This is a genomic window from Pseudomonas sp. SWI36 (assembly GCF_002948105.1).
In the GTDB taxonomy this organism is placed as follows: Bacteria; Pseudomonadota; Gammaproteobacteria; order Pseudomonadales; family Pseudomonadaceae; genus Aquipseudomonas; species Aquipseudomonas alloputida.
Genome location: NZ_CP026675.1, coordinates 2,805,193 through 2,829,609 on the forward strand (window position 1 = coordinate 2,805,193; position 24,417 = coordinate 2,829,609).

Here is a 24,417-nt window from a genome sequence, read left to right on the forward strand (position 1 = left end):
ATCCTCATGAAAATCCGTTATCTCGCGCTCATCCTCGCCCCCTTGTTCAGCACTGGCGCATTTGCCGCTGGCTACACCGGCCCTGGCGCCCAGTCGGTAACTACGGTTGCCGCCGCCAACGACGCCGCCGATGACACCCCGGTTGTGCTGCAGGGCTTCGTGACCAAGAAGATCAACAACGACGACAAGTACGAGTTCAAGGACAACACCGGCACCATCACTGTCGAGATCGACGATGAGGACCTGCCGCCGACGCCGTTCAACGACAAGACCAAGGTGAAGCTGACCGGTGAGGTTGAAAAGCACCTGATGAGCCGGGAAGTGGATGTGGATATTGTCGAGATCATCAACTGATCTGATGGCCTCTTCGTGGTCACCCCCCGCACCCACAGGTTGTGGGTGCGGGCGTGCCCACGAACGCATCAAACCGTTTTGGGTGGTAACTTGCTCAGGTGCAACGCCACCATCAAGGCCACCGCCAGCAAGCTGCCAATGAACAGCCCGATCCCGTTCCAGCCCCACTGGTGCCAGAACACCCCGCCCGCCGTACCGGCCACGCTGGAGCCAGCGTAGTAGCAGAACAGGTACAGCGACGACGCCTGCCCCTTGGCCTTCAGCGCCCGGCGGCCGATCCAGCTGCTGGCCACCGAGTGCGCACCAAAGAAGCCGAAGGTGAACACCAGCATGCCCACGATCACCATCACCAGTGGACTGGCCAGCGTCATCAGCAAGCCAACCGCCATTACCACGATACTGGCCCAGAACACCTTGCGCCGGCCCAGTTTGTCCGCCAGGGCGCCGACCTGTGCCGAACTGTAGATACCCGACAGGTAAACCACCGACAGCAGGCCGACCAGCGCCTGGTTCATGTGGTAGGGCTCGGCCAGCAGGCGGTAGCCGATGTAGTTGAACAATGTGACGAAGGCGCCCATCAGCAGGAAGGCTTCAAGGAACAGCCAAGGCAGGCCGGCGTCCTTGAAGTGCATGACAAAGCCGTCCAGCAGGCTGCGTGGGTTCATCGTCTGTGCGCGAAAATTGCGTGACTCCGGCAGCACCTTCCAGAACACCAGCGCGGCCACCAGGGCCAGGCCGCCAATGGTCAGCATCGCCATGTGCCAGCTGACGAAGTCGATCAGTACGCCCGTGATGAGCCGCCCGCTCATGCCGCCAATCGCGTTGCCGCCGATGTACAGGCCCATGGCCAGGCCAATGTGTTGCGGGTGGATCTCTTCGCTCAGGTAGGTCATTGCCACTGCCGCCAGGCCGCTCAGCGACAGGCCGACCAATGCGCGGGTGGCCAGTACCAGCTCCCAGCTGGGCATCACTGCGCTGGCCAAGGTGGACAGGGCGGCGCAGACCAGCGCGAATACCATCACGGGCTTGCGTCCGATGCGGTCAGAAATGGGGCCGGTGATCAGCAGGCCGAACGCCAGCATGGCGGTGGACACCGACAGCACCAGGCTGCTCTGTGCCGCGTTGATGGCAAACTCCCTGGACAGCAGAGGCATCATCGGCTGTACGCAGTACAGCAAGGCGAAGGTGGCGAAACCGCCGCTGAACAAGGCCAGCACGGTTTTCATGAAGGCAGGTGTGCCTTTTTCGATCCACATTTCGGTCAGGGTGGCAGGTTTTGGCTCAAGGAGGAGGGGGGCTACTGCAGTTTTCACGGGCGGGTACCTCTGGCGCAATGAAAAAAGCATATAGCTGGCTAACGATTAGATCCAATATATTGTTCGACCTATTTGAGATGTTTGGCGACTTGTTTGGAGCGGATCATGGAACTGCGTCATCTGCGTTACTTCATTGCTGTGGCCGAAGAGCTGCACTTTGGCCGCGCCGCCCAGCAGCTGGGTATTTCCCAGCCGCCCTTGAGTCAGCAGATCCAGGCCCTGGAGCAGGAGTTGGGGGCCCGGTTATTCGACCGGACCAACCGTCGTGTCGAACTGAGCGAGGCCGGTCGATTGTTCCTCGAGGAAGCGCGCCAGGTATTGGCGCAGGTGGAGAAGGCCGCGGATGTCGCCCGGCGTGCGCAGTTGGGCGAGCTGGGCGAGATGAAAATCGGTTTCACTTCCTCGGCCCCGTTCACCTCGAAAATCCCCAAGGCCATTCACGCCTTCCGTCAGCGCTTTCCGGCGGTGCACCTGAACCTCAAGGAAATGAGCAGCCGTGACGTTGCCGAAGGGGTATTCGACGAGTCCATCGAGGTGGGGTTGATGCGGCCGATGCCGCTGCCGGAGGGGTTGGTGGCCACCGAGTTGTTCCGAGAACCGTTGGTGGCGGTGATCAATGCCTCGCATCCGCTGGCCGAGGGCACTGAGCAAGGCGTCTACATGGCGGCGTTGGCCCCTGAGCCCTTCGTGTTCTTCCCGCGCAGCTATGGCAGCGGCTTGTATGCACAATTGCTGAGCATGGCCCGGCATGCGGGTTTCAGCCCCCATTTTGCGCAAGAGGCAGGGGAAGCGATGACCATCATCGGCCTGGTCTCGGCGGGGCTGGGGGTGTCGGTGTTGCCGGCGTCGTTCCAGCGCATGCGCATCGAAGGGGTGGTGTACCGCACCTTGCTCGATGAAGAGGCGATGACGGCGGTGTGGCTGGTGCAGCGCGAGCGTGGTCATTCGGTGATGGCCAAGGCATTTGCCGAGTTGTTGACAGGGCAGGTGGTCGGTCAGGCGTGATGCCGGTCAAATGGCACTGGTCATTGCCCCACTGCCACCACATACTCGGGCATTCGTTGATACACGGAGGTCAATCATGCGGCGCGTGGTGTTCAATCAGAAAGGTGGCGTGGGCAAGTCGAGCATTGCCTGCAACCTGGCGGCGGTCAGTGCCAATGAAGGCTACCGGACCTTGTTGATCGACCTGGATGCCCAGGCGAACTCGACCCAATACCTCACCGGCCTGACCGGAGAGGACATCCCCATGGGCATCGCCGATTTCTTCAAGCAAAGCCTTTCCAGCGGGCCGTTCAGCAAGAAGAACAAGGTCGATATCTACGAAACCCCGTTCGACAACCTGCATGTGGTCACCGCCACTGCCGAGCTGGCCGACCTGCAGCCAAAGCTGGAGGCAAAACACAAGATCAACAAGCTGCGCAAGTTGCTCGACGAGCTGGACGAGGATTACGAGCGTATCTACATCGATACCCCGCCGGCGCTTAATTTCTATGCGGTTTCTGCGCTGATCGCTGCCGATCGCGTGCTGATCCCCTTCGACTGCGACAGCTTTTCGCGCCAGGCCCTGTATGGCCTGCTGGCCGAGATCGAAGACCTCAAGGAAGACCACAACGAAGACCTGGTGGTCGAAGGCATCGTGGTCAACCAGTTCCAGTCACGTGCCAGCCTGCCACAGCAGATGCTCGACGAGCTGTTGGCCGAAGGTTTGCCGGTGCTGCCGGTGTACTTGGGCAGCTCGGTGAAAATGCGCGAATCGCACCACGCCAGCCTGCCGCTGATTCACCTGGAGCCGCGGCACAAGCTGACTCAGCAGTTTGTCGAGTTGCATTCGCTGCTTGAAGAAAACGCTTAAACCCCTTGGCTACGCAGCCACTCTAGCAGCGACTGGAGTGGAAACGCCCCGGCCTGACGGCTGATTTCGCGGCCGTTCTTGAACAGCAGCAGGCTGGGGATCGAGCGTATGCCCAGTTGCCCTGCGAGGTTACGGTTGGCTTCGCTGTCGAGCTTGGCCAGGCGACAGCGGCCAGCAAGCTTCCGGGCGGCCTCTTCGAAGGTGGGGGCGAATGACTTGCACGGGCCGCACCAGTCGGCCCAGATGTCGACCAGCAGCGGCAGGTCGCCTTTGATCTGGCTGGCGTAGCTGGCTTCGGTAAGTTCGAAGGGGGTGCTCAACAGCACATCCTTTTTGCAGCGACCGCATTTCGGCGCATCGCCCAGGCGCTCGGCGGGCAGGCGGTTGAGGCCGTTGCAGTGGGGGCAGGGGATTACCAGTGGGTCGGTCATTTCATCTCCGGTGTTGGGTTCACGGTTTCCTTGTGGGAGCGGGCGTGCCCGCGAACACCGGCGAAGCCGGTGCAATCCATCACGTTGCCTGCTTCGCGGGCACGCCCGCTCCCACAGGATTCGGCGCTAATCAGGAAGAGCAGCTGATTTCCAGGTGCTTGCCCCACTCCGGCGGTCGCTCGGCGTAGGCCTGCATCCCGGGCTGTTCCTCGAACGGCCTGGTCAGGACTTGGTGCAGCCGTCGAACTTCACTGTAATCCCCCGCCTCGGCCGCTTCGATGGCTTTCTGCGCCAGGTAGTTGCGCAGCACGTACAGCGGGTTTACCGCATGCATACGCTCACGGCGGCCTTCGGCATTGCCGGGTTCACGCCCACAGCGGGCCAGGTAGTCTGCGCCCCAGGCATCGAAACCGGCCAGGTCGATAAAGTCATCGCGCGCCACCTTCAGCGCCTCAGCCACCGGCTGCTCACCCAGTTTGCGGAAGAACAGGCTGTAGTCCACGCCACCGCGTTGCATGCACTGCAGCAGGCGCTCGACCAGCGCCATGTCATCATCTTCGGCGGTGGTCAGCCCCAGGCGCCGGCGCATCAGGTCCAGGTAATGGGCCTGGTACAGCGGCAGGAACAGGCCCAACGCTTCCTTCAGTGGCTCAACTTCGATCACGGTGGTCAGTGCCTGGGCCAGCGCGCTGAGGTTCCAGTGGGCGATGGGCACCTGGTTGGCGTAGCTGTAGCGGCCTCGATCGTCGGAGTGGTTGCAGATGAAGTTGGCGTCGAAGTCATCCAGGAACGCATAGGGGCCAAAATCGAAGGTGATGCTGAGGATCGACATGTTGTCGGTGTTCATCACGCCGTGGCAGAAGCCATACGTCTGCCAGCGGGCGATCAGTTCGGCATTGCGCTCGACGATGGTGCGGAACATGGCCAGGTAAGGCTGCTCGGCGTCACGGCATTCGGGATAGTGCTGTTCCAGCACATGGTCGATCAACACGCGCTGCTGCTCAGGCTGCTTGGTGTAGTAGAAGTACTCGAAATGGCCGAAACGCACATGGCTCTGCGCCAGACGCGTCAGCATGGCCGCGCTTTCACGGGTTTCGCGCCACACTGGGGTGCTGGAACCGATTACGCACAGTGCCCGGCTGGTAGCGATACCCAGGGCGTGCAGGGCTTCGGAGGCGAGAAACTCGCGAATCGACGAGCGCAGCACGGCGCGGCCGTCACCCATGCGGGAGTAGGGTGTCTGGCCGGCGCCCTTGAGGTGCAGGTCCCAGTGTTCGCCTGCGTCGTTGAGCACTTCGGCCAGCAGCAGGCCACGGCCGTCGCCCAGACGTGGGTTGTACGAGCCGAACTGGTGGCCGGAATAAACCATCGCCCGAGGGTCGGCCTCTTCCCACAGTTTGTGGCCGCTGAACAGTTCGGCGAACACCGGCAGCTCGGCCTGGGCGGGGTCGAGGTCGAGCAAGGCCATGGCCGACTCGCTCGCTACCACCAGGCGCGGGTCTGCGATGGGTTCAGGCAGCACCTGGGTGGAGAACGCATCGCCCAGGCGGGCGAAGCGGTTGTCGAAGGTGAGTTGGTCGAGGGCTTTCACGGGACTGCTCCTTGGAATCGGTGCCTATGGGGCCGCTTGGCGGCCCTTCGCGGGTGAACCCGCCCCTACAAAGAACATGCAGTGCCTGAAAGCAGTGCGGTCCCTGTGTAGGAGCGGGTTCACCCGCGAACGAGGGCGAAGCCCTCGCAGCCATTTTGCACACAATAAAGTATTCGAGCCTATTCAGGCCGAAGCAGTGCCATCCGGTTTCGGCTGCTCCATCGGAATCAATTGCTGCTTGCTGCCCTTCGCATCCATCAGGAACACCTCTACCTGGCGTACCGAGATCTTGATGTTGTGGGCCTTGAACTCGCGGTTGATGTAGCGGTTGATCTCGTCCAGCGTCGGGTTGCGGTCGCCCAGGTCGCGGACGTGCATGCGCAGTTCGTGGTCCAGCGAGCTTTCGCCGAAGTTGAGGAAGTACACGATCGGTTCCGGATCCTTGAGCACGCGTGGGTTCTCATGCGCGCCCTTGAGCAGCAGGTCGCGCACCAGGTCGAGGTCTGAGCCATAGTCGATGCCCAGCTTCAGCGTCACCCGGGTGACCGTGTCGGTCAGCGACCAGTTGATCAGTTGGCCAGTGATGAAGGTCTTGTTGGGGACGATGATGTCCTTGCGGTCGAAGTCGGTGATGGTGGTGGCGCGGATGCGGATCTTGCTTACCGTGCCCGACAGGTTGCCGATGGTGATGGTGTCGCCAATCCGTACCGGGCGCTCGAACAGGATCATGATGCCGGAGATGAAGTTGGCGAAGATTTCCTGCATGCCGAAGCCCAGCCCTACTGACAGCGCGGCCACCAGCCATTGCAGCTTGTCCCAGCTCACCCCCAGGGTCGACAGGGTGCTGACGATGCCGATGCCGACGATGGTGTACGACAACAGTGTGGTGGTGGCGTAGGCACTGCCCTGGGCCAGGTTCAGGCGAGACAGCACCAGTACCTCCAGCAGGCCTGGCAAGTTACCGGCCAGGGCGAAGGTGATGCCGACGATCACCAGCGCGCCGAGCAGGTCGCCGAGGCTGATCGGTACCATGCTGGCGGCGGCGCCGGTGCCGCTGGTGTATTCGTAGAGGACGAAATTGTTGAGGTAGGCGAACACCGAGATCAGGTCGGCCCACACCCAGTACAGGCCGGCGATGAAGCCGCCGAGCAGGGCCAGGCGGATCAGGCGCAGCGACTGCTGGTTGACCTGTTCGATATCCAGCGTTGGCTCCTCGGTGATGACTTCGCCATCCAGCCCTTCCTTGGCTGCCGCACGCTTGGTCAACGCACGCTGGTAGGCCAGGCGTCGTGCAGCCACCGACAGGCCGCGCACGAAGGCGGCTTCTATCACCAACCAGAACAGCAGCAGGTACAGGGTGTAGATGAGGCGGTCAGTAAGCTTCAGTGCCGTGTAGTAGTAGCCGAAGCACACGGCAACGAACAGGGCGATGGGCAGGGCGGTGAATGCTACCCCCACCGCCCTGCGGAACAGCGAGGTGTCACGGTGTGCCGGGCTGCTGAGCAGCAGACGGCTGAGCAGCCAGGCCATCAGCGCATAGCAGGTCAGCACCACGCCGATGCCCAACACGTCGTCTGCCAATGCCGAAGGCTGGTGCTCGGCCACCGCCACCACGCCGACCAGTGCCAGCACAACGGTGCCCAGGCGGCGAACCCAGCCGCGCAGGAACTCGACCTGCGGTTTGTGCCAGCGGAAGTGGACTTCCGCCACGCCACCGGGTGCGAGGATACGGTAGGCGGTATAGAACACCAGCCAGGCCTGGGCCAGCTGCCAGAGTGCGGCGCCCAGGTTGGCATTCTGCCCGCGGGCGTCGATCTGCAGGGCGTAGCTGCACAGCGCCAGACCAAGGCTGACCGGCATCGCCAGCAGAATGTTGATTAGGATTGCCTGGGGCGTGTGCCATTGGCTGTCACGGCGGAAGTGGCCGATATCCTGGTGCACTTTGCCTAACCGTTGGTAAAGGTATTTGCGCCGCCACAACAGCGCGCCGATCACCAACAGCAGCGGCAGGAACAGCAACGGGCGCTGGCTCAGGCCATCGGCCAGCTCTTTCAGGCTGGAGCCCCATGGCAGGTTGGCGACCTGGTCGGCCAGGCGCTTCGGCACGTATTGCAGCCAGTCCCAGTCCAGCGGCTTGTTGCTGGGGATCCAGAACATTTGCTCGTCGAGGGTGGTGCGCAGGCTCTGCGCGGTGCCCAGCAGCTGCTTCTGGTTGAGCTGCAGGGTGATCGATTCGTTGAGCAGCGCCGACAGCTCGCGGTTCAGCCGCTCCAACAGGTCGCTGCGGGTGATGGCCACTTCCAGCAGGGCCTTGCGCAGCTGCGGTGTCACATCTTCCTGCGGTTGCGCCGCCAGCAGCTTGTCGACGTAGGTGACCGGGCTGCTCATCTGCTCGCGTTGCTGGTTGACTTCGAACTGGTACAGGCGGGTGTCGGCGATCTGGTCGGCCAGGTCGCGGTCGACCTTCAGGTGCGGTAGGGTCTGTTTCTGTTTATAGAGAATCTTCGACAGCAGCAGGCTTCCCTTGAGCACGTTGATCTGCTCGTCAAGCGCCTGGTCGGCCTGGGTCAGGCTGTCGAGCTGCTGCTTGGTGCGCAGGTTCTGCTGGGTCAGTTCGTTAAGGCGATCGGTGCTCTTGAGCAGGTAGTCGGAAAGCTTGAGGTTGATCGCACTTTCAGTGGCCAGCAGGCTGCTGCCGCCGGCCTTCTGAGCCTCGATCGACTGCTGGGTGACGGCTTCCTGGGACTGGGCCAGGCGTTTGGCGTTGATCAGGGTCTGCAGGTCCTGGATTTCCTGCTCCAGGCGCGCAGCGCGCTCGACCAGCAGGTCGTGACGCGCATTGCCGAGGTCTTGCAGCAGGCTGTTGCCGGCCAGTTCCTGGCGGCGCAGCAGGGTCAGCGCGTTGAGCGAGGCCAGCTCGGCGTTGAGCTGGTTGCGCTGGTCGGCATTGATGGCTTTGCCACCGTCCTTGCCGGTTTTGAGGATGTTGTTGATCTGCTGGGTGCGGGTCTGGCTGCTGCTGATCTCGGCCTGGGCGCGCTCGGGGCGGGTTTGCGAGTTGATGATCAGGCTGTTGGCTTCAGACAGCGCCTTTTGCAGCTCGCCCTGCTGCGTGTTGCGTTCGCTGAGCATCTGTTCAAGCTGTGGCACGGTGAGGTTGGCGTAGCGCTGTGCCACCGGTTGTGCCTTGGTTTCCTTGAGCTTGGCCAACTCCTTCTGGCTGTCGCTGGTCTCCTTGGGGGCACTGCTCAGCTGCTGCTTCAGTGCAGCCAGTTTCTTTTCGTTGTCTTCCTTGGCAGCAAGCAGGCTCAACGTTTGCTCGAGCACCTGCTGCAGCGCCTTCTGGTCTGCCTCGGGCAGCTTGCGCTCGGCGATCTTGTCGAGGCTGTTCTGGATACTGGCGGTGGTCGGGGCTTCTGCCGCGCTAGCGGCAAAAGAAAGGGACAGGCACAACCCGAGCAGGGTTGTGCGAAGGTACACGCGCAGGGACATAGGCAGACTACTTGTGGATCCGGCTGAAACGAAGTTTAGAGGAACAATCCTGGTCCGGGTCGCGTTCCTTCGGGGAATCTGACGCCTACTTTCTGGATCTTGTTCCCGTCCATGGTCGCCACGGTCCAGATCGTGCCATGCCATTCGACCTGGTCCCCCACTACTGGAGCGCCTCCGACCTTCTGTCGGATGAACTGCGCCAGCGGCATTTTCGCGTCGAGGCCATCGAGCTTCAGGCCATACAACGCTGCCACCGCCCCCAGTTCGGCATCGCCTTCGAGCACGAAGTCGCCGAAGAAACGCAGGTCCAGGCCACGCTGTGGCGCTTGGCTGAACAACTTGCCGAGGGCCGGCAGGTTGTGTTCGTGGCCGATCACGCAGAGCATGTCGCCAACCTCCAGCACGGTGCTGCCCGACGGGTGCAGCAGTTGCTCACCACGGAACAGCGCGGCAATCCGCGTGCCTTCGGGCATTTTCAGTTCGCGCAGGGCGGCACCGATGCACCATTTTTCTGCGCCCAGGCGGTAGACGAACATCTCCCACTCGCTGGTGATGTGCACCTCAAGGGCGGAGCGGGAGATCGGCGCCGGGTCTGGCGGCACCGTTACTTTCAGCAGCTTGGCCACCCACGGCAGGCTGGTGCCTTGCACCAGCAGCGATACCAGCACGATGAAGAAGGCCAGGTTGAAGAACAGCTGGGCGTCTGGCAGGCCCGCCATCAGCGGGAACACCGCCAGAATGATCGGTACCGCGCCGCGCAGGCCGACCCACGAAATGAAGCCCTTTTCGCGGCCGTGGAAAGCCTTGAACGGCAGCAGGGCCGCGACCACCGACAGTGGCCGCGCCACCAGGATCATCCACAGCGCCAGGCCCAGTGCCGGCAGGGCGATGGGCAGCAGGTCGTGCGGGGTGACCAGCAACCCCAGCACCAGGAACATGCCGATCTGGGCCAGCCAGGCCATGCCGTCGAGCATATGCAGGATGCCATGGCGGCTACGGATCGGCTTGTTGCCCAGCACCAGGCCGCACAGGTAAACGGCGAGGAAGCCGCTACCATGCAGGGCGTTGGTCAGCGAGAACATTACCAGGCCGCCGGCCACTACCAGAATGGGGTACAGGCCGCCGGCCAGATTGATACGGTTGACCAGTTGCAGCATCAGCCAGCCGCCACCCAGGCCCAGCAGCGCGCCGATACCGAACTCACGCAGCAAGTGGCCCAGCAGGCTCCAGTGCAGGCCGGTCTCGCCGCTGGCGATCATGTCGATCAAGGTGACAGTGAGGAACACCGCCATCGGGTCGTTGCTGCCCGACTCGATCTCGAGGGTAGCGGAAACCCGCTCGTTCAGGCCTTTGCCGCCAAGCAGTGAGAACACTGCAGCGGCGTCGGTGGAGCCGACGATGGCGCCGATCAGCAGGCCCTGGATCAGGCTCAGGTTGAACAGCCAGGCGGCGATCAGGCCGGTGAGGGCGGTGGTGATCATCACCCCGACCGTGGCCAGCGACAGCGCCGGCCACAGCGCCACGCGGAAGCTTGCCACCCGCGTACGCAGGCCACCGTCAAGCAGGATGACGGCCAGTGCCAGGTTGCCCACCAGGTAGGCGGTTGGGTAATTGTTGAAGATGATGCCGCCACCATCGACACCGGCGAGCATGCCGACGGCGAGGATGATGACCAGAATAGGGATACCCAGGCGCGATGACAGCGAGCTGACCAGGATACTTGCACCCACCAGCAATGCGCCGATCAGGAACAGGCTGTTGATGGTGCTTGCATCCAAAGGCAGGTACTCCGAGACAGCGGGGAAGGGGCGTGGTAGCGCATTCAGCAACAGCTAGCAGGTCGCGTGCCAATCGATTCTAACCTGAGGCCGACGCAGGCTGTAAAGCGATACCGCATCGTCGCTGCGGCTTGCGGCTGTAATGGTTCGCCCACTGTCAGGCAGCCAAGTGACATGAATGTCAAAGAAACCACTTCTCTCGCCCAGGTGGCCCAGCGCCTGCTCGGGCAATTTCCTGATTTGCACAATCTGGCGCGCCAGGCGGCGGGCCACGTGCTTCGCCGCCAACTGGGGTACTGGCTGGACCCGGACGGGCTCTATTGGCACGAGTTCCAGTCGGCGGCCAGCAGTTCGTCGAGCTTCACCGGCTGGCGCCACAGTGGGCCGCCACTGCGGTCTTTGAGCCTTACCGAACTGGTCATCCAGCGATTCGGCCCGCAGCAGCAGGCCAGTGCTGACGAGTTGAGTGTTTATGGTGGTTTCTACCGGGTGGATGCCAGCCACGCAGTTTACGACGAGCGCAACGAAGTGCGGCTCGACCCTCGGCAAGTACTGACGGCGTTCTGGCAGTTGGATTTTGCAGGGCGCTACACCGAGGCGCTGAGCAAGTTCCGGTCACGGCATGGCGAAGACTATTGTGTCCTGGCCCGTGCCCGCTTCATTGCTGCTGTGGGCCAATCTGCGCTGAGCCAACCTGAGCGCCAGGAACTGATGGCGGTGACGGTCGCTGATGCCGCTCTGCCAAGCACCGTGCAAGGCCTGCGACAGGCCAGGCAAGCGAATGCCCAACCTCAATGGAACGCACTTGTCATCGGCGGTATCAGCGCCAAGCTGATGTTCTTGCACAAGCTGAAGACTGGCAGGTTGTGCCTCTATCTTGCCGATGCGCAGGCTGTGGTGAAGGTATTCGACGATCGCCATGCGTTCCAGATGTGGATGGCTGACCAGGCCACCACGACTGCGGGGCGAGAGCGGCTGGTCAGGCTGTTCGTCGGGGACGGGGTACTGGCGCAGTCGCTACGCCCGCGTCTACGCAATTACTTCAAGTTGCTCGCACAGTCGCGAGGCGACACCACGTTTTCAGGACAGGCCATTGAAGGGGACCTGTTCGTTCGTCTGCGCGATTCGGTCATGGATGATCTGACCAGCGACGCCCACGAACGGCTGACCACCAACGCACAGTTGCGCAAGGCCGATTGGCTGTCGGGCTTGCAAGCAGCGAGTTTTATAATTGCGCCGATGGCGCCGCTTGGCTGGCCAGTGATATTGGCATCGCTCGGTCTGGGCACCGCAAGCCTGGCGCTGCACCTGGACCGGGCAATCAATGGCAAGCAAGCCTGGCGCACGGCGGCATGGTGGTCAGTGCTGACGGATATCCTGTTCATCCTGCTCGATATAGCCATGATGCGTGCCAGCGAGCTGTTCACTGATGGCCACGTCCCCCCGCGTGTGACTGGTCAGGCGCAAGCCTCCGCTGCCAAGGTCGATTGGGAGCTTTACATGGCGCCGGCGGCAGACGACCTGCTGGCTGTGTCGGATCAGGCGCTGGCCCGCCAGGAAGCCCTGTTGGGCGCGGTTCCGTGGGCTGATCTCGATGCCGTGGGGCCCAATGGCGAGTATCTGGATGCATTCGGTGAGCCCTACCCCGTCTACCGCGATGAGCTCGGGTTTGGTTCGCCCGCCATTGCCGAGTACACCAGCTCGCCGGAGCGCTACAACAACCTGTGGCGGGGTATGCCGCTGGAGGGCACTCGCGCCGGGAATATCCAGCGCAGCCATGACCTTGCCCGCGCACTTGGGCAGATTGGCGTCAGTAATCAGGTGAGGCTGTATCGGGCTGCCTCCAGCCTGCGGGGCACGGGTTTTCAGGCAGTTGGTGAGGGTGCCATTGAAGTGGGTGACGTGCTGGTGACCACCGACTTCACGTCATTCACGGAAAACCCCTATGCCCTCTGGGAGGTTTTCAACGACCCGCAGACCCAGGTCAGCGGCCGGGGGGCTTTTGATGAAAATGCGTTGGTGTATGTATTGGAACCGGGCGAAGACATGCAGGCGACGCCCATCGGGCCCTTTTCAAGGCGACCTGATGAAGCGGAGTCTTTGATGATGCCCGGGCGCTACCTGCAAGTGGAAAAGGTGACGGCCGTTCAAGGGCACAATTATCGCTTTACCGAGGTGTGCCTGAAGGCACTGGCGCAGGCGCCAGGCGGGAAGGCCGTGCGTGAAATGCGCACAGGACAGTTGTTCGATCGCCAGGCGCTGGCGGGGCGACTGGGTGTCGAGGATGATTCGTTGATGCGCACATTCTTTGCGCTGCCCGCCTGAGCAAACGTGAAAGGGGCCGCTGCGCGGCCCCTGATCAAGGCCTCAGCCCTGTTTCACTTCACGCATCGGCTTGCCTTTCACTGGTGCATCCCCCGCCACGTAGTACTTGGCGGTGCTGCGCGGCAGTGGCTTGCGACCACGGATCTTGTCCGAAATCTTCTCGGCGATCATGATCGTGGTGGCGTTGAGGTTGCCGGTGATGATCAGCGGCATGATCGAGGCATCGACCACGCGCAGGCCCTTCATGCCGTGCACGCGGCCTTCACCATCGACCACCGCCATGTCGTCGGTGCCCATCTTGCACGAGCAGGACGGGTGGAAGGCGGTTTCGGCGTGCTCGCGGATGAACTTGTCCAGCTGCTCGTCGGTTTGCACGTCGGCGCCCGGGCTGATTTCGCGGCCACGGTACGGGTCCAGCGCCGGCTGGGCCATGATTTCACGGGTCAGGCGGATGCCGTCACGGAATTCCTGCCAGTCCTGCTCGGTGGACATGTAGTTGAACAGGATGCTCGGGTGCTGGCGTGGGTCTTTCGACTTGACCTGAATGCGGCCACGGGCAGGCGAGCGCATGGAGCCCATGTGCGCCTGGAAGCCATGTTCCTTCACGCCATTGGAGCCGTTGTAGTTAATCGCAACCGGCAGGAAGTGGTACTGGATGTTCGGCCACTTGAATTCCGGACGAGTCCGGATGAAACCCCCGGCCTCGAACTGGTTGCTGGCGCCGATACCGGTGCCGTTGAACATCCATTCGGCACCGATCGCCGGCTGGTTCCACCATAGCAGCGACGGGTATAGCGAAACCGGCTGGGTGCAGGCGTACTGCAGGTAAAGTTCCAGGTGGTCCTGCAGGTTTTCGCCAACGCCCGGCAGGTCGTGCACAACCGGGATGTCGAGGCTTTCCAGCAGGGCGCGCGGGCCGACGCCGGAGCGCTGCAGCAGTTGCGGCGAGGCGATGGCCCCGGAGCTGACGATCACTTCCTTGCGGGCGCGGGCTTCAACGCGCTCTTCGCTGTCGCCGACCAGGTAGGTCACGCCGATGGCGCGCTTGCCGTCGAACAGAACGCGATCCGTGAGGGCGTGAGTGACGATGGTCAGGTTCGGGCGCTTCTTGGCCTGGTCCAGGTAACCACGGGCAGTGCTGGAGCGGCGGCCGTTCTTGGTCACGGTGCGGTCCATCGGACCGAAGCCTTCCTGCTGGTAACCGTTGAGGTCTTCTGTGCGTGGGTAACCGGCCTGTACGCCAGCTTCGACCATGGCATGGAACAGCGGGTTGTTGCCGGCTTTCGGCGTGGTAACGCTGACCGGGCCTTCGCCGCCATGGTAGTCGTTCGGGCCGATGTCACGGGTTTCGGCCTTGCGGAAGTACGGCAGGCAGTCCAGGTAGGTCCAGTCTTCCAGGCCTGGCAGTTCTGCCCAGCCGTCGAAGTCCATGGCGTTGCCGCGGATGTAGCACATGCCGTTGATCAGCGACGAGCCACCCAGGCCCTTGCCACGGCCACATTCCATGCGGCGGCCGTCCATGTACGGCTCCGGGTCGGTCTCGTAGGCCCAGTTGTAGCGGCGGCCTTGCAGCGGGAAGGCCAGGGCGGCTGGCATCTGGGTGCGGAAGTCGAAGCGGTAGTCGGGGCCACCGGCTTCCAGCAGCAATACGGTGACGCCGGCGTCTTCGGTCAGGCGGGTCGCCAGGGTGTTACCGGCCGAGCCGGCACCGACGATGATGTAATCGAATTCTTGGGACATGAAAGTACCCTCGTGTTGGCGGTGATCGGGGAGCGGGAACGCCCGTGCGCGGTGGCACGGGCGAGGCTAGACAGGGTTCAGAAAACCGAGTTGTAGCCGCCCAGCTCGACCTGGACCGACTTGATGCGAGTGTATTGAGCCAGCGAGCTGACGCCGTTTTCACGGCCGACGCCCGACTGCTTGTAGCCACCTACCGGCATTTCGGCCGGCGATTCACCCCAGGCGTTGATCCAGCAGATACCGGCTTCGAGCTTGTGGATGATGCGGTGGGCGCGGGTGATGTCGTTGGTGCAGACGCCGGCGGCCAGGCCGTAGTCGGTGTCGTTGGCACGGCGGATCACTTCTTCTTCGGTTTCGTAGGTGAGGATGCTCATCACCGGGCCGAAGATCTCTTCCTTGACGATGGTCATGTCGTCGGTGCAGTCGGTGAACACGGTCGGGGCAACGAAGGCACCTTTGGCGAAGTCACCGGCAGTCAGACGCTCGCCGCCGCACAGCACGCGGGCACCTTCTTCCTTGCCTTTGGCGATGTAGCCCAGCACGCTTTCCATGTGCTGGAAGCTGACCAGCGGGCCGAAGTTGGTGTTTTCGTCTTCCGGGTTGCCAACGCGGATGCGGGCAACGCGCTCGGCGATCTTGGCTTCGAAGGCCGCCTTCATTTCAGCCGGGATGAACACGCGGGTGCCGTTGGTGCACACCTGGCCCGAGCTGTAGAAGTTGGCCATCATGGCGATGTCAGCGGCCTTGTCCAGGTCGGCGTCGGCACAGATGATCAGTGGCGACTTGCCGCCCAGCTCCATGGTCACTTCCTTCAGCGAAGAGCTGGAGGCGCTGGCCATGACTTTCTTGCCGGTGGTGGTGCCGCCGGTGAAGGACACTTTTTCGATGCGCGGGTGCTCGGTCAGCCAGGTGCCGACTTCGCGGCCGCTGCCGGTCAGAACGTTGAACACACCGTTCGGCAGGCCGGCTTCGGTGTAGATCTCGGCCAGTTTCAGGGTGGTCAGCGAGGTGACTTCCGACGGTTTGAAGATCATCGCGTTGCCAGCGGCCAGGGCCGGGGCAGACTTCCACAGGGCGATCTGGATCGGGTAGTTCCAGGCACCGATACCCACGGTCACGCCCAGCGGCTCGCGGCGGGTGTAGACGAAGGACGATTCGCGCAGCGGGATCTGCTCGCCTTCGATGGCCGGTACCAGGCCTGCGTAGTATTCCAGCACGTCGGCGCCGGTGACGATGTCGACGTAGCGGGTTTCGGAGTACGACTTGCCGGTGTCCAGGGTTTCCAGCATGGCCAGCTCGTCGTTGCGCTCGCGCAGGATGTCGACGGCGCGGCGCAGGATGCGCGAACGCTGCATGGCAGTCATCGCAGCCCAGACTTTCTGGCCACGCTCGGCGCTTTCCACGGCCTTCTCGACGTCAGCCTCGGTAGCACGCTGTACGTGGGCGAGGACTTCGCCGGTGGCCGGGTTGATGGCTTCGAAAGTGGCATCGCTGCCAGCGTCGACGTAAGCGCCATCAATGTAGAGTTTTTGCGTTCCGAAACGGGCCATAGTGTCCTCGCAAGTGCAGTTTGTGGTTTGGCTTGCGCGTCATGCTCCTGCCGGGTTGGCAAGGGCCCTGCGCGCATTGTCAGCAGCCTGGTCGTTTGTGCCCAGGGTGTGCTGCTTGGCCAGTTGTAGTTCCATGTATTCGTAAGCAATCCGTATCGCCTGGTCGGTGTCGAATGCATCACCCGACAGGGCGCCACGCAGCCACAAACCGTCGATCAGGGCTGCCAGGCCGCGGGCTGCCTTGCGCGCATGGTAGAGCGGCAGGGCGCGACGGAACTGGCAGCACAGGTTGGAATACAAGCGGTGGTCGTTGATCCGCTGCAACCTGTGCAAATCGGGCTGGTGCATGCTGGAAGCCCAGAAGGCCAACCAGGTTTTCATTGCCGGGCCGTTTACCTGGCTGGCATCGAAGTTGCCCTCGATGATCACTTTCAGGTGAGCGCGCGGGCTGTCGTCTTTCAGGGCCTGGCGACGTGCTCTGACGCCTTCGTTGAGCATGCTCATGATGTAACCCATCGTCGCTGCGATCAGGCCGTTCTTGTCCCGAAAGTAGTGACTGATGATGCCGTTCGACACACCGGCCAAACGGGCAATCAGCGCAATGCTGGCGTCCCCCAGTCCGACCTGATCGACCGCCTGCAATGTGGCTTCGATCAACTGCTGGCGCCGGATGGGTTGCATACCGACCTTGGGCATCTTGCTATCTCCTCAGGCCTGCGAGCAGACGACAGGCGGCTGACTCGGCGAAGGCCAGTCTATTTTGTTTTGATTGAACGTTCAATCAATAAAGAATAAGCTCTGCGACAATTTGTGCCATTGACAGTTTTTCAGGCGGTCGAGAAGGCACGGATTGACACCCCAGGAAATCGCGTAACCCCCGGAATACAAGGTGTTGACGGGCATGAGCGATGCGAAATGCAGATTCTGCCGCACGGCCATTGGCCCTGCGACAGGCCCTTGGAGCGGGCGGGGTGACCTGTGACGAATGCGCGCACCTCCGTTGAGGCGTGGCATTTTCAGCAGGCCACCTGTCTGTTTTTGGCAACGTATCGATTCGGGATCACGGTTTCCAGGGTTCTTTTATAACACCTGATGCAGTGGGGATATTCCACCAATTGCTCGGGAAAGACTGATTAGCCTCCACAGCCGCACTGCCCGGAGCATTCGTGCAATGAGTTCTGCCTCACTTACCAAGCCCCCCGCCGAGAGGGTACGGGTCAACCGCGTGGTGTTTTTCACCTCCGCGCTGATGATCCTTGTTCTGACTGCCTTGCTGATCGCTGTACCCGAAACCGCCGGCCAGGTGCTGGGCGTGGCCCAGAAGTGGCTGACGCGCACCTTTGGCTGGTACTACATGCTGGTCATCTGCGGATACCTGCTGTTCGTCGTCTACCTGGCTTTCTCCGACTACGGCAGCCTCAAGCTGGGTGGCAAGGACGACCAGCCTGACTTCAGCTATGGCGCCTGGGCCGGCATGCTGTTCTCGTCCGGTATCGGTATTTCGCTGCTGTACTTCGGCGCCTCCGAGCCCCTGGACCACTACTTCAACCCACCGGAGGGCACTCCTGCCAGCCTCGAGGCCGCGCGCCAGGGCCTGCAGCTGACCTTCCTGCACTGGGGCCTGCACGGCTGGGCGATCTATGCCCTGGTCGGCCTGGCCGTGGGTTACTTTGCCTACCGCCACAACCAGCCGTTGGCACTGCGCTCGGCGCTGTACCCGCTGGTGGGCGAGCGTTGGGTCAAGGGCGCTGCCGGCAACGCCGTCGATATCTTCGGCATGTTCGTCACCCTGCTGGGCCTGGTGACCAACCTGGGCATCGGCGCGATGCAAGTGTCGTCCGGCCTGGAATACCTGTTCGGCATGGACCACAGCAAGACCAACCTGCTGGTGGTGATCCTGGTCATGGCCGGCGTGGCTACCGTGGCAGCGGTATCGGGCGTGGAAAACGGCATCCGCCGCCTGTCCAACCTGAACATCATGCTGTTCAGCGGCCTGTTGATCTTCGTGCTGCTGGGCGGCGAGACCCTGCACCTGCTCAACGGCTTCGTGCAGAACGTCGGCGACTACCTGAACGGCATCGTGCTGAAAACCTTCGACCTCTATGTGTATGAAGGCGAAGCCGGCAAGTCGGAGCGCTGGTTGGGCCTGTGGACCGTGTTCTACTGGGCCTGGTGGATCTCCTGGGGCCCGTTCGTCGGCATGTTCATTGCGCGTATTTCCAAGGGCCGCACCGTGCGCCAACTGGTGATGGGCGTGCTGCTGATCCCGCTGGGCTTCACCCTGGCCTGGCTGTCGATCTTCGGCAACACCGCACTGGACCTGGTGATCAACCAGGGCGCCGTGGAGCTGGGCAAGACTGCGCTGGAACAGCCATCGATGTCGATCTACCAGCTGCTGGAATACTTCCCGGCAGCCAAGATCGTCATTGGTGTGGCAGTGTTCGTCGGGTTCGTGCTGTTCCTCACGCCGGCCGACTCCGGCGCGGTGATGATGGCCAACCTGTCGTGCACAGGCGGCAAGGTCGACGAAGATGCCCCGCACTGGATGGTGGTGTTCTGGTCCGTGGTGATCACCCTGGTGACCATCGGCCTGCTGTTTGCCGGTAACTTCGAAGCCATGCAGACCATGGTCGTGCTGGCGGGCCTGCCGTTCTCGGTGGTGCTGGTGCTGTTCATGTTCGGCCTGTACAAGGCCATGAAGCAGGACGTGGTGATCGAGCAGGAGCGCGCCGAACTGGCCGCCCGTGGCCGTCGCGGCTTTAGCGAGCGCCTGACCCAGCTGGAACTGCAGCCGACCCAGGCCGTGGTGCAGCGCTTCATGGACAAGCAGGTCAGCCCGGCGTTGAAAGAAGCCGCTGCACAGCTGCAGACGCAGGGCTTCGAGGTGGAAACCCGCGTTGGCCAGTCGCGCAACCTGATGGGCTTGCGGGTGATGATGGAAGAGGGCAACCCGTTCGTCTACGAAGTGAGCCTTGACGGCTATATGGCCGCGCCGAGCGAGGCGCCGGTCGAGGGTGAGCCTGAACTGCGCCAGCGCTTCTACCGCGCCGAGGTCTATCTGCATGACGGCAGTCAGGAGTACGACCTGATGGGCTTTGCCCCAGACCAGATCGTGCGTGATGTGCTCGATCAGTTCGAGAGCCATCGCCAGGTGCTTGGCCGCGTCTATAGCTGACAGCCCGGCAGGTCGCCGCACCGCCAGGTGCCGCGGCCTGCCAGCAGCAATATGTAGCACCTGTTTCGATACCATTTCCAGGACGCTTTGTGGTTCATTCCACAACGAGTCCTGGTCATGCCCGCCACTCACGCGCACAACCTCAAACACGCAGTCGCCGCCCAGTTCGCCAGCCGTCCCATGCTCCGCCAGGTCGTAGGCGAACAGGTCATGAAGGTGATCCTGGAGCACTATCCTCTGGTTGGCGTGCATCGCCCTGAAATGACCTCGGCTGCACCGCTGTACCTGATGTCCCTGCAGCCGGATGGTGTCTGGCGCCCTCAGCCGCTGGTGGATGTTGTGCTGCAGGCCCTGCTTGCGGCTAAACCACTGGACCTCGCCCCGGCGGGCGACTACCGCCTTAGCCTGAACCCGCCCCGGCGCTTTTTCGCCATCGAGTCGAGCTTCGAAACGGCTGAGGGCGATTTGATCGAGCCCGCGCGCCTGACCGATGGCCTCAACGCGTTGCTGCCAATGCTGCTTTGGCACTTCCAGCAAGCGCAGATCGACTATTGGAACGGCGACGGCACGATCGACCGGGACCTGTGGTTGCAACAGTTGTTGCGCGCCAACCTGCTCGATGGCCTGAAAGACGAAGCGCTGGACGACGAACAGCGCAAGCTTCTGCGTGACCTGATGATGGGCAACCGCACCGGGCTCGATGTGCAGCTGGTGCGGGTAGCCTTACGTGAGGGCGAAGACACGTTCCATGAGCTGTTGCCCGGCTTGCTGATTACCGCCTCCAGTGAGGTTCGCGAACTGACACTCTGGTGTTCTCCCGAAGGCCTGGTCCGCAGTTTCGACGCCCAGGCTGCATTCGGCGCGGCGTTGCAAATACAGATGGCTGGACGTTACCGGTTTGATGAGTTGAACTGGCAGGGCCTGACCGTGGAGGGCGACGCTTTCGCCCTGTACAGCGCCTCGCTGCTGGAAATCTTGCTCGAGCGCGTGGCCCGCCTGCGCTGGAGTGCGATCGACAGCGTCGACCAACTGGAGCACTACTGCCACTTGGCCTGCGACCCCGCATCATTTTTCGCCGAGTTCAGTGACCATGGCACCGGTGGGCTGGGCCTGGCGCTTCCCAAGGGCCTGTCGCGAGCCGATACGGATAGCCAGACCGCTTACCTCCAAGCCATGCTCGACTTGTCGCTACTGCAACAGCACAGCCCAGCGCAGGGCATTCAGGACGGTCTGCCGGACTTGCACACCTATGCGGCGACGCGCCTGCGCGAAGCGATGCTGCATGACCACCCGGTAGACGCCAATTATTTTCCTGATGACCTTCTCCTCACGGTCGAGACCTTTGTCAGTGACGGTCACGGGCTGGGCTTCGGCCAGAAGACCGGTGAAAAGACGTTGACCCTGACGCAGCTGGCGATCGGCCGCCTGGATGCCACCGCAGGCGGGGTGGTGACACACATCGCCCACCGGGAAAACCAGCTGATCATGAAGTGGATGACCATTGATTACGTCCGTGAGCTGGTGCAGCGAGTCGATATCGGCGGCAGTTATCCACGGCATGTTCAGTCGATGCTCGATCGCTCGGCGAGCCGCGCCGAACACATCTCGGCATTTGCCATACGCTGGCGTGTCACCCTGATGTTCGATGCTGCGCGGGCGCGTGCCGTCAAACGGCTCGACAAATTCGCCTACGGCGCCCTGGCAGAATTCTGCCGTAGCGGCGCGGAAGGGGCAGCCGCTGTGCGGATTGCACCGCTTGCGTTCAAACGCTCGCCGACATCAGAGAGGGTCGACGTCGCGCATGGTTTCTACGTGATCGAACTCATCGAGTTGGGTGTTCATCTGTTGTACTGCCCGCTGTACACCGAAAAGGCGCTGATTCAGTACGACAGCGCTCAAGCACTGTTGGATGCGATCAGCCGCCCGGGGGCGTTGCAGGACAACGTGCTGCTGTGGATTGAGCAAGCTCAGCGCGCGGTCTACGACAATGGTGGCTTCCGGGAGCCGCACCTGCCCCAATGGCTGCTCGACCCTTACACCCTCCCGGAGAAACCGCAGCCTGTTCAGTTGGCGCTGCAATTCTGGGCGCGGGACGTGGATCGGCAGATGTTCGAAGCCAAGGGCCGGATGTTGCTGGAGCTGGCGGATCGCAGCGCCATGAGCAACAGCGAGGTGCGCTGGCGACTGGTCACCGCATTTTCCTGGGAACTGCTGAATGTTGTGTTTCCGGTGTTGCCAGGGCCGCTCACCTCGGTTGCCTGGCTCTACATCGGCATGCGCAGCTTGATCAACGATGTGCAAGGACTGGCCAGCTCGCATCTCGACGAGCGCATCCAGGCGATGGTCGATGTGCTGAACAACACCTTGCTGGCGCTGATACACCTGCAGACGCCGAAACTGGCAGCGCCGCCCGTTTCTGGCGACCTGCCGCCAGTGCTGTTCCAGGGGCCACCTGCCGGCACTGGGGTCGAGCTGGCGAACCTTTGCGCAGCAACGCGGGAGCCCAGCGCCTCGGTCGACAGCCTGCAGGCCATGGCCAACACCCACCTCGATTTTTCCTGGCGTGGGGCTGGGGGGCTCAATGGCCTGTCAAGTGCCCAGCGCGGCCAGATGCGCGCGTTGGCGGTCAGTGTTTTGCTGGAAGGGCGCGAACCGCAGACGCAGGGCGTGGCCGCGGGGCTGGTACGGATCGGGGATGATTTCTATGTGTCTCTGGACGGTGATGTCTACCGAGTCAGCCTTGATAACGCAGCGTTTCGCATCATTGGTCCGGACGGCACGGTTGGGCCATACCTGATGCGCGACGGCAATGTCTGGCGCCTCAATAATTCGCGCTTGCACGGTGGCAATGATCGCTCCGGCGAGTTGGCCCGCGAGCGATTGCGCAAGAAGCTTGACGGGCCGATCGCCAAGGCTCAGGCCGAGATAGAGCGGCTTATCCTGGCCGCAGAGGCTGCCACGAAGGATTTCAACGCGTTGAGCGAGCAGATTGTCGGTTTGCGTGATCCGGTAAAAAAAGTCGAGGAACGGTTGCAAAAGGCGCCACCCACCGAGCCGGGCGAACGTGCGCAATTCGAGCAGGCTACCGAGTTGTTCAAGCTCAAGTTCCAGCAGTTGCAAGAGCAGACGAGTAAGTTGCGCAACCAGCGCCTGCCCTTGAACGAGAGATTGTTCCTTGATTATCTCGAGGCCGAACGCAACATTACCTACGTGCTTGACAAGTCGAGCGCCTCGACGCACGTCGGCAGCGTAAGAGATCAACGGATACTCTTGGGCCAGGTCCGCAAGAACCTGATCAGCTTTGGCATGTTTTTCATTGATGAGCTACTGGCCTTGGGTGGGTTCAGGGAATATGACCAACTCACCAATGCGCTCAATGTCGCACCGCCAGAGAAACAGGCCGAGTTGTATGCCAGGTTCCGGACGATGTTGGAAAAGTTGCTTGAAGAGCAGCCCAGGATCATCAATGTCTCCAGCCAGCTGGATCGCCTGTTGGCCATCACCGACATCGACATGCAAGTGCCTTACGTCAATACCACGCTGACCGTTTCGAGCATTATCGAGAGCCGTAAGACGACCACGATCAACATCCGGTTTTTCCAGGCCATGGGCCTGGTCGAGCTGGCCCTGCAGTGGCACAAAGGCACGCCTACCCAGCACTACATGATCTTCCGCCATGCGCTCGCCAGTCAGCGTTTGCGGGTGGCTGCACAAACCCATCATCTGCTGATGTTCTGTGACTTGCCTGTCGCCGAACGAATCGAGGTGCTGCAAAGTGCGTGGGACGAATACCTCGCGGCGATTCTCAACGCCGAACGGATCAAGACACTCGGCAGCAAGCTCATCGATGTCCAGCGCCTTGAGGCCTACAAGCAACAGATGGTGGAACTGAAAACCATAGCCGGTGAGGCGTTGGTCGAGGCCATGCGCGAGCAGGCGGACGGGCAGGTCCGTGGCACACGTCGTGCGGTCTATTCACGAAAGAGCCTGCAGGTGGCCCATACGCGGGCTGGTCAGATAGTCATTGGCAGCGAATCGGTGGTCGACGGGCAGGCTGTGCTGCAAGTTGTAGCGGCTTTCAACAAGAGTGCGCTGCATCGCTTCCAGAAGCAGGGAAACACCTGGGTTGAAGAGGTAGCCGCGGGCGAACCGGAACAGCAGTCGCGGACTTCTACGCCGGAGTCCGAAAGGAACAACCGGGAACTGGCCGAGGCCATGCTGGCACAGAACGAAAATGTCATCGCTCAAGCCAGAGCCCTGGTTGCCAAGGATGCTGACGACATGGGCCTGATGTCGATGCTGGACGGCCAGATCAACGAAGTGTCCGAGTTGCGTGAACAGCTCAGCGATGCCAACGCAGAGCACGCGCTGCTGGCGGGCATGGACGATGCGCTGATTCAGTTGCGTCAGGCCCGCCGCGACTGTTTGGTAGCGCTTTACAGCAAGACGCGCTATCCAGGTGCCAGAGGGCTGAATTTTCTCCATCAGCAGGGTTTGCTCGCCGTGGAATATGTCGGGCCTCGGCAGGTGGTTTCCGATGGCTATCTGGACGAGTACCGGATCAGCCTGTTGCGTGCTCCCGGTGAGAGTCGAGGTAAACCCTTGTGGGCCGCGCATTTCCATTTTGCCGACTCGCAGGCGGCGCCGACGGCGTTTGGCAAAGGCCATCTCAAGCTGTGGAGCCAGCGCAAGATGGGGTATCGCGAGCAAATGAAGGCGGCGAGCGAGGGGCAGGTACTGAGCATTTATCGGGGTAACCTGACCTACGCACAGGCCAGGGATGTCATTCCGTTCAACCTCTGAACATTCG

14 protein-coding genes and 1 pseudogene are annotated in these 24,417 nt (G+C 62.1%); 7 read left to right on the forward strand and 8 right to left on the reverse strand.

The genetic code is table 11. The annotated features are described in order from the left end of the window. The first annotated feature begins 6 nt into the window (after positions 1-6). Complete coding sequence (locus C4Q27_RS13500) at positions 7-354, forward strand: YgiW/YdeI family stress tolerance OB fold protein (protein ID WP_014859120.1); 348 nt, start codon at positions 7-9, stop codon at positions 352-354. Positions 355-422: 68 nt separating this feature from the next. Here C4Q27_RS13500 and C4Q27_RS13505 read toward each other — a convergent pair whose 3' ends face one another. Next, positions 423-1,610 carry an MFS transporter gene (locus tag C4Q27_RS13505; RefSeq protein WP_232968725.1) on the reverse strand — a complete coding sequence of 396 codons (1,188 nt, stop codon included), beginning with the start codon at positions 1,608-1,610 and terminating at the stop codon, positions 423-425. Between the two features lie 165 nt (positions 1,611-1,775). On the opposite strand from C4Q27_RS13505, the gene C4Q27_RS13510 reads away from it, so the two are divergent. Both C4Q27_RS13510 and C4Q27_RS13515 read left to right on the forward strand, forming a co-directional pair. Beyond that, positions 1,776-2,675, forward strand: coding sequence for a LysR family transcriptional regulator (locus tag C4Q27_RS13510; protein WP_064491022.1), 900 nt, complete (start codon positions 1,776-1,778; stop codon positions 2,673-2,675). Between the two features lie 76 nt (positions 2,676-2,751). After that, complete coding sequence (locus C4Q27_RS13515) at positions 2,752-3,525, forward strand: ParA family protein (RefSeq protein ID WP_010955617.1); 774 nt, start codon at positions 2,752-2,754, stop codon at positions 3,523-3,525. Here C4Q27_RS13515 and trxC read toward each other — a convergent pair. The 4 genes from trxC to C4Q27_RS13540 form a co-directional block, all read right to left on the reverse strand. Then, a complete protein-coding gene (gene trxC / locus C4Q27_RS13520; protein ID WP_010955616.1) occupies positions 3,522-3,956 on the reverse strand; it encodes a thioredoxin TrxC in 435 nt (144 codons plus the stop codon). The genes C4Q27_RS13515 and trxC overlap by 4 nt on opposite strands. A gap of 130 nt (positions 3,957-4,086) precedes the next feature. Beyond that, on the reverse strand, positions 4,087-5,547 hold the full coding sequence (selO, locus tag C4Q27_RS13530) for a protein adenylyltransferase SelO (RefSeq protein WP_104886951.1): 1,461 nt from the start codon (positions 5,545-5,547) through the stop codon (positions 4,087-4,089). Positions 5,548-5,730: 183 nt separating this feature from the next. Next, positions 5,731-9,039 (reverse strand): mechanosensitive channel MscK, encoded by a 3,309-nt coding sequence (gene mscK / locus C4Q27_RS13535; protein WP_104886952.1) that lies wholly within the window; start codon positions 9,037-9,039, stop codon positions 5,731-5,733. A 35-nt stretch (positions 9,040-9,074) separates the two neighbouring features. Beyond that, a complete protein-coding gene (locus C4Q27_RS13540) occupies positions 9,075-10,817 on the reverse strand; it encodes a potassium/proton antiporter (RefSeq protein ID WP_104886953.1) in 1,743 nt (580 codons plus the stop codon). A gap of 174 nt (positions 10,818-10,991) precedes the next feature. On the opposite strand from C4Q27_RS13540, the gene C4Q27_RS13545 reads away from it, so the two are divergent. Beyond that, positions 10,992-13,142, forward strand: coding sequence for a dermonecrotic toxin domain-containing protein (locus tag C4Q27_RS13545; RefSeq protein WP_064491018.1), 2,151 nt, complete (start codon positions 10,992-10,994; stop codon positions 13,140-13,142). Positions 13,143-13,184: 42 nt separating this feature from the next. Here the strand turns inward: C4Q27_RS13545 and betA are convergent, their stop codons facing one another. The 3 genes from betA to betI form a co-directional block, all read right to left on the reverse strand. Next, positions 13,185-14,882: a choline dehydrogenase gene (gene betA, locus C4Q27_RS13550; protein ID WP_010955611.1), complete on the reverse strand. Its 1,698-nt coding sequence runs from the start codon at positions 14,880-14,882 to the stop codon at positions 13,185-13,187. 77 nt (positions 14,883-14,959) lie between these two features. Further along, on the reverse strand, positions 14,960-16,432 hold the full coding sequence (gene betB, locus C4Q27_RS13555) for a betaine-aldehyde dehydrogenase (RefSeq protein WP_003249182.1): 1,473 nt from the start codon (positions 16,430-16,432) through the stop codon (positions 14,960-14,962). A 39-nt stretch (positions 16,433-16,471) separates the two neighbouring features. Further along, complete coding sequence (betI, locus tag C4Q27_RS13560; protein WP_014859113.1) at positions 16,472-17,128, reverse strand: transcriptional regulator BetI; 657 nt, start codon at positions 17,126-17,128, stop codon at positions 16,472-16,474. A 532-nt stretch (positions 17,129-17,660) separates the two neighbouring features. On the opposite strand from betI, the pseudogene C4Q27_RS13565 reads away from it, so the two are divergent. From C4Q27_RS13565 to C4Q27_RS13570, 3 genes and pseudogenes are all read left to right on the forward strand, one after another. Next, positions 17,661-19,195 (forward strand): annotated as a pseudogene (locus C4Q27_RS13565) (BCCT family transporter). Continuing rightward, positions 19,143-19,607: a hypothetical protein gene (locus C4Q27_RS29435; RefSeq protein ID WP_172830944.1), complete on the forward strand. Its 465-nt coding sequence runs from the start codon at positions 19,143-19,145 to the stop codon at positions 19,605-19,607. The pseudogene C4Q27_RS13565 and the gene C4Q27_RS29435 overlap by 53 nt, the downstream one beginning before the upstream one ends. Before the next feature lie 117 nt (positions 19,608-19,724). Next, positions 19,725-24,410, forward strand: coding sequence for a dermonecrotic toxin domain-containing protein (locus tag C4Q27_RS13570; RefSeq protein WP_104886954.1), 4,686 nt, complete (start codon positions 19,725-19,727; stop codon positions 24,408-24,410). Positions 24,411-24,417: the final 7 nt, after the last annotated feature.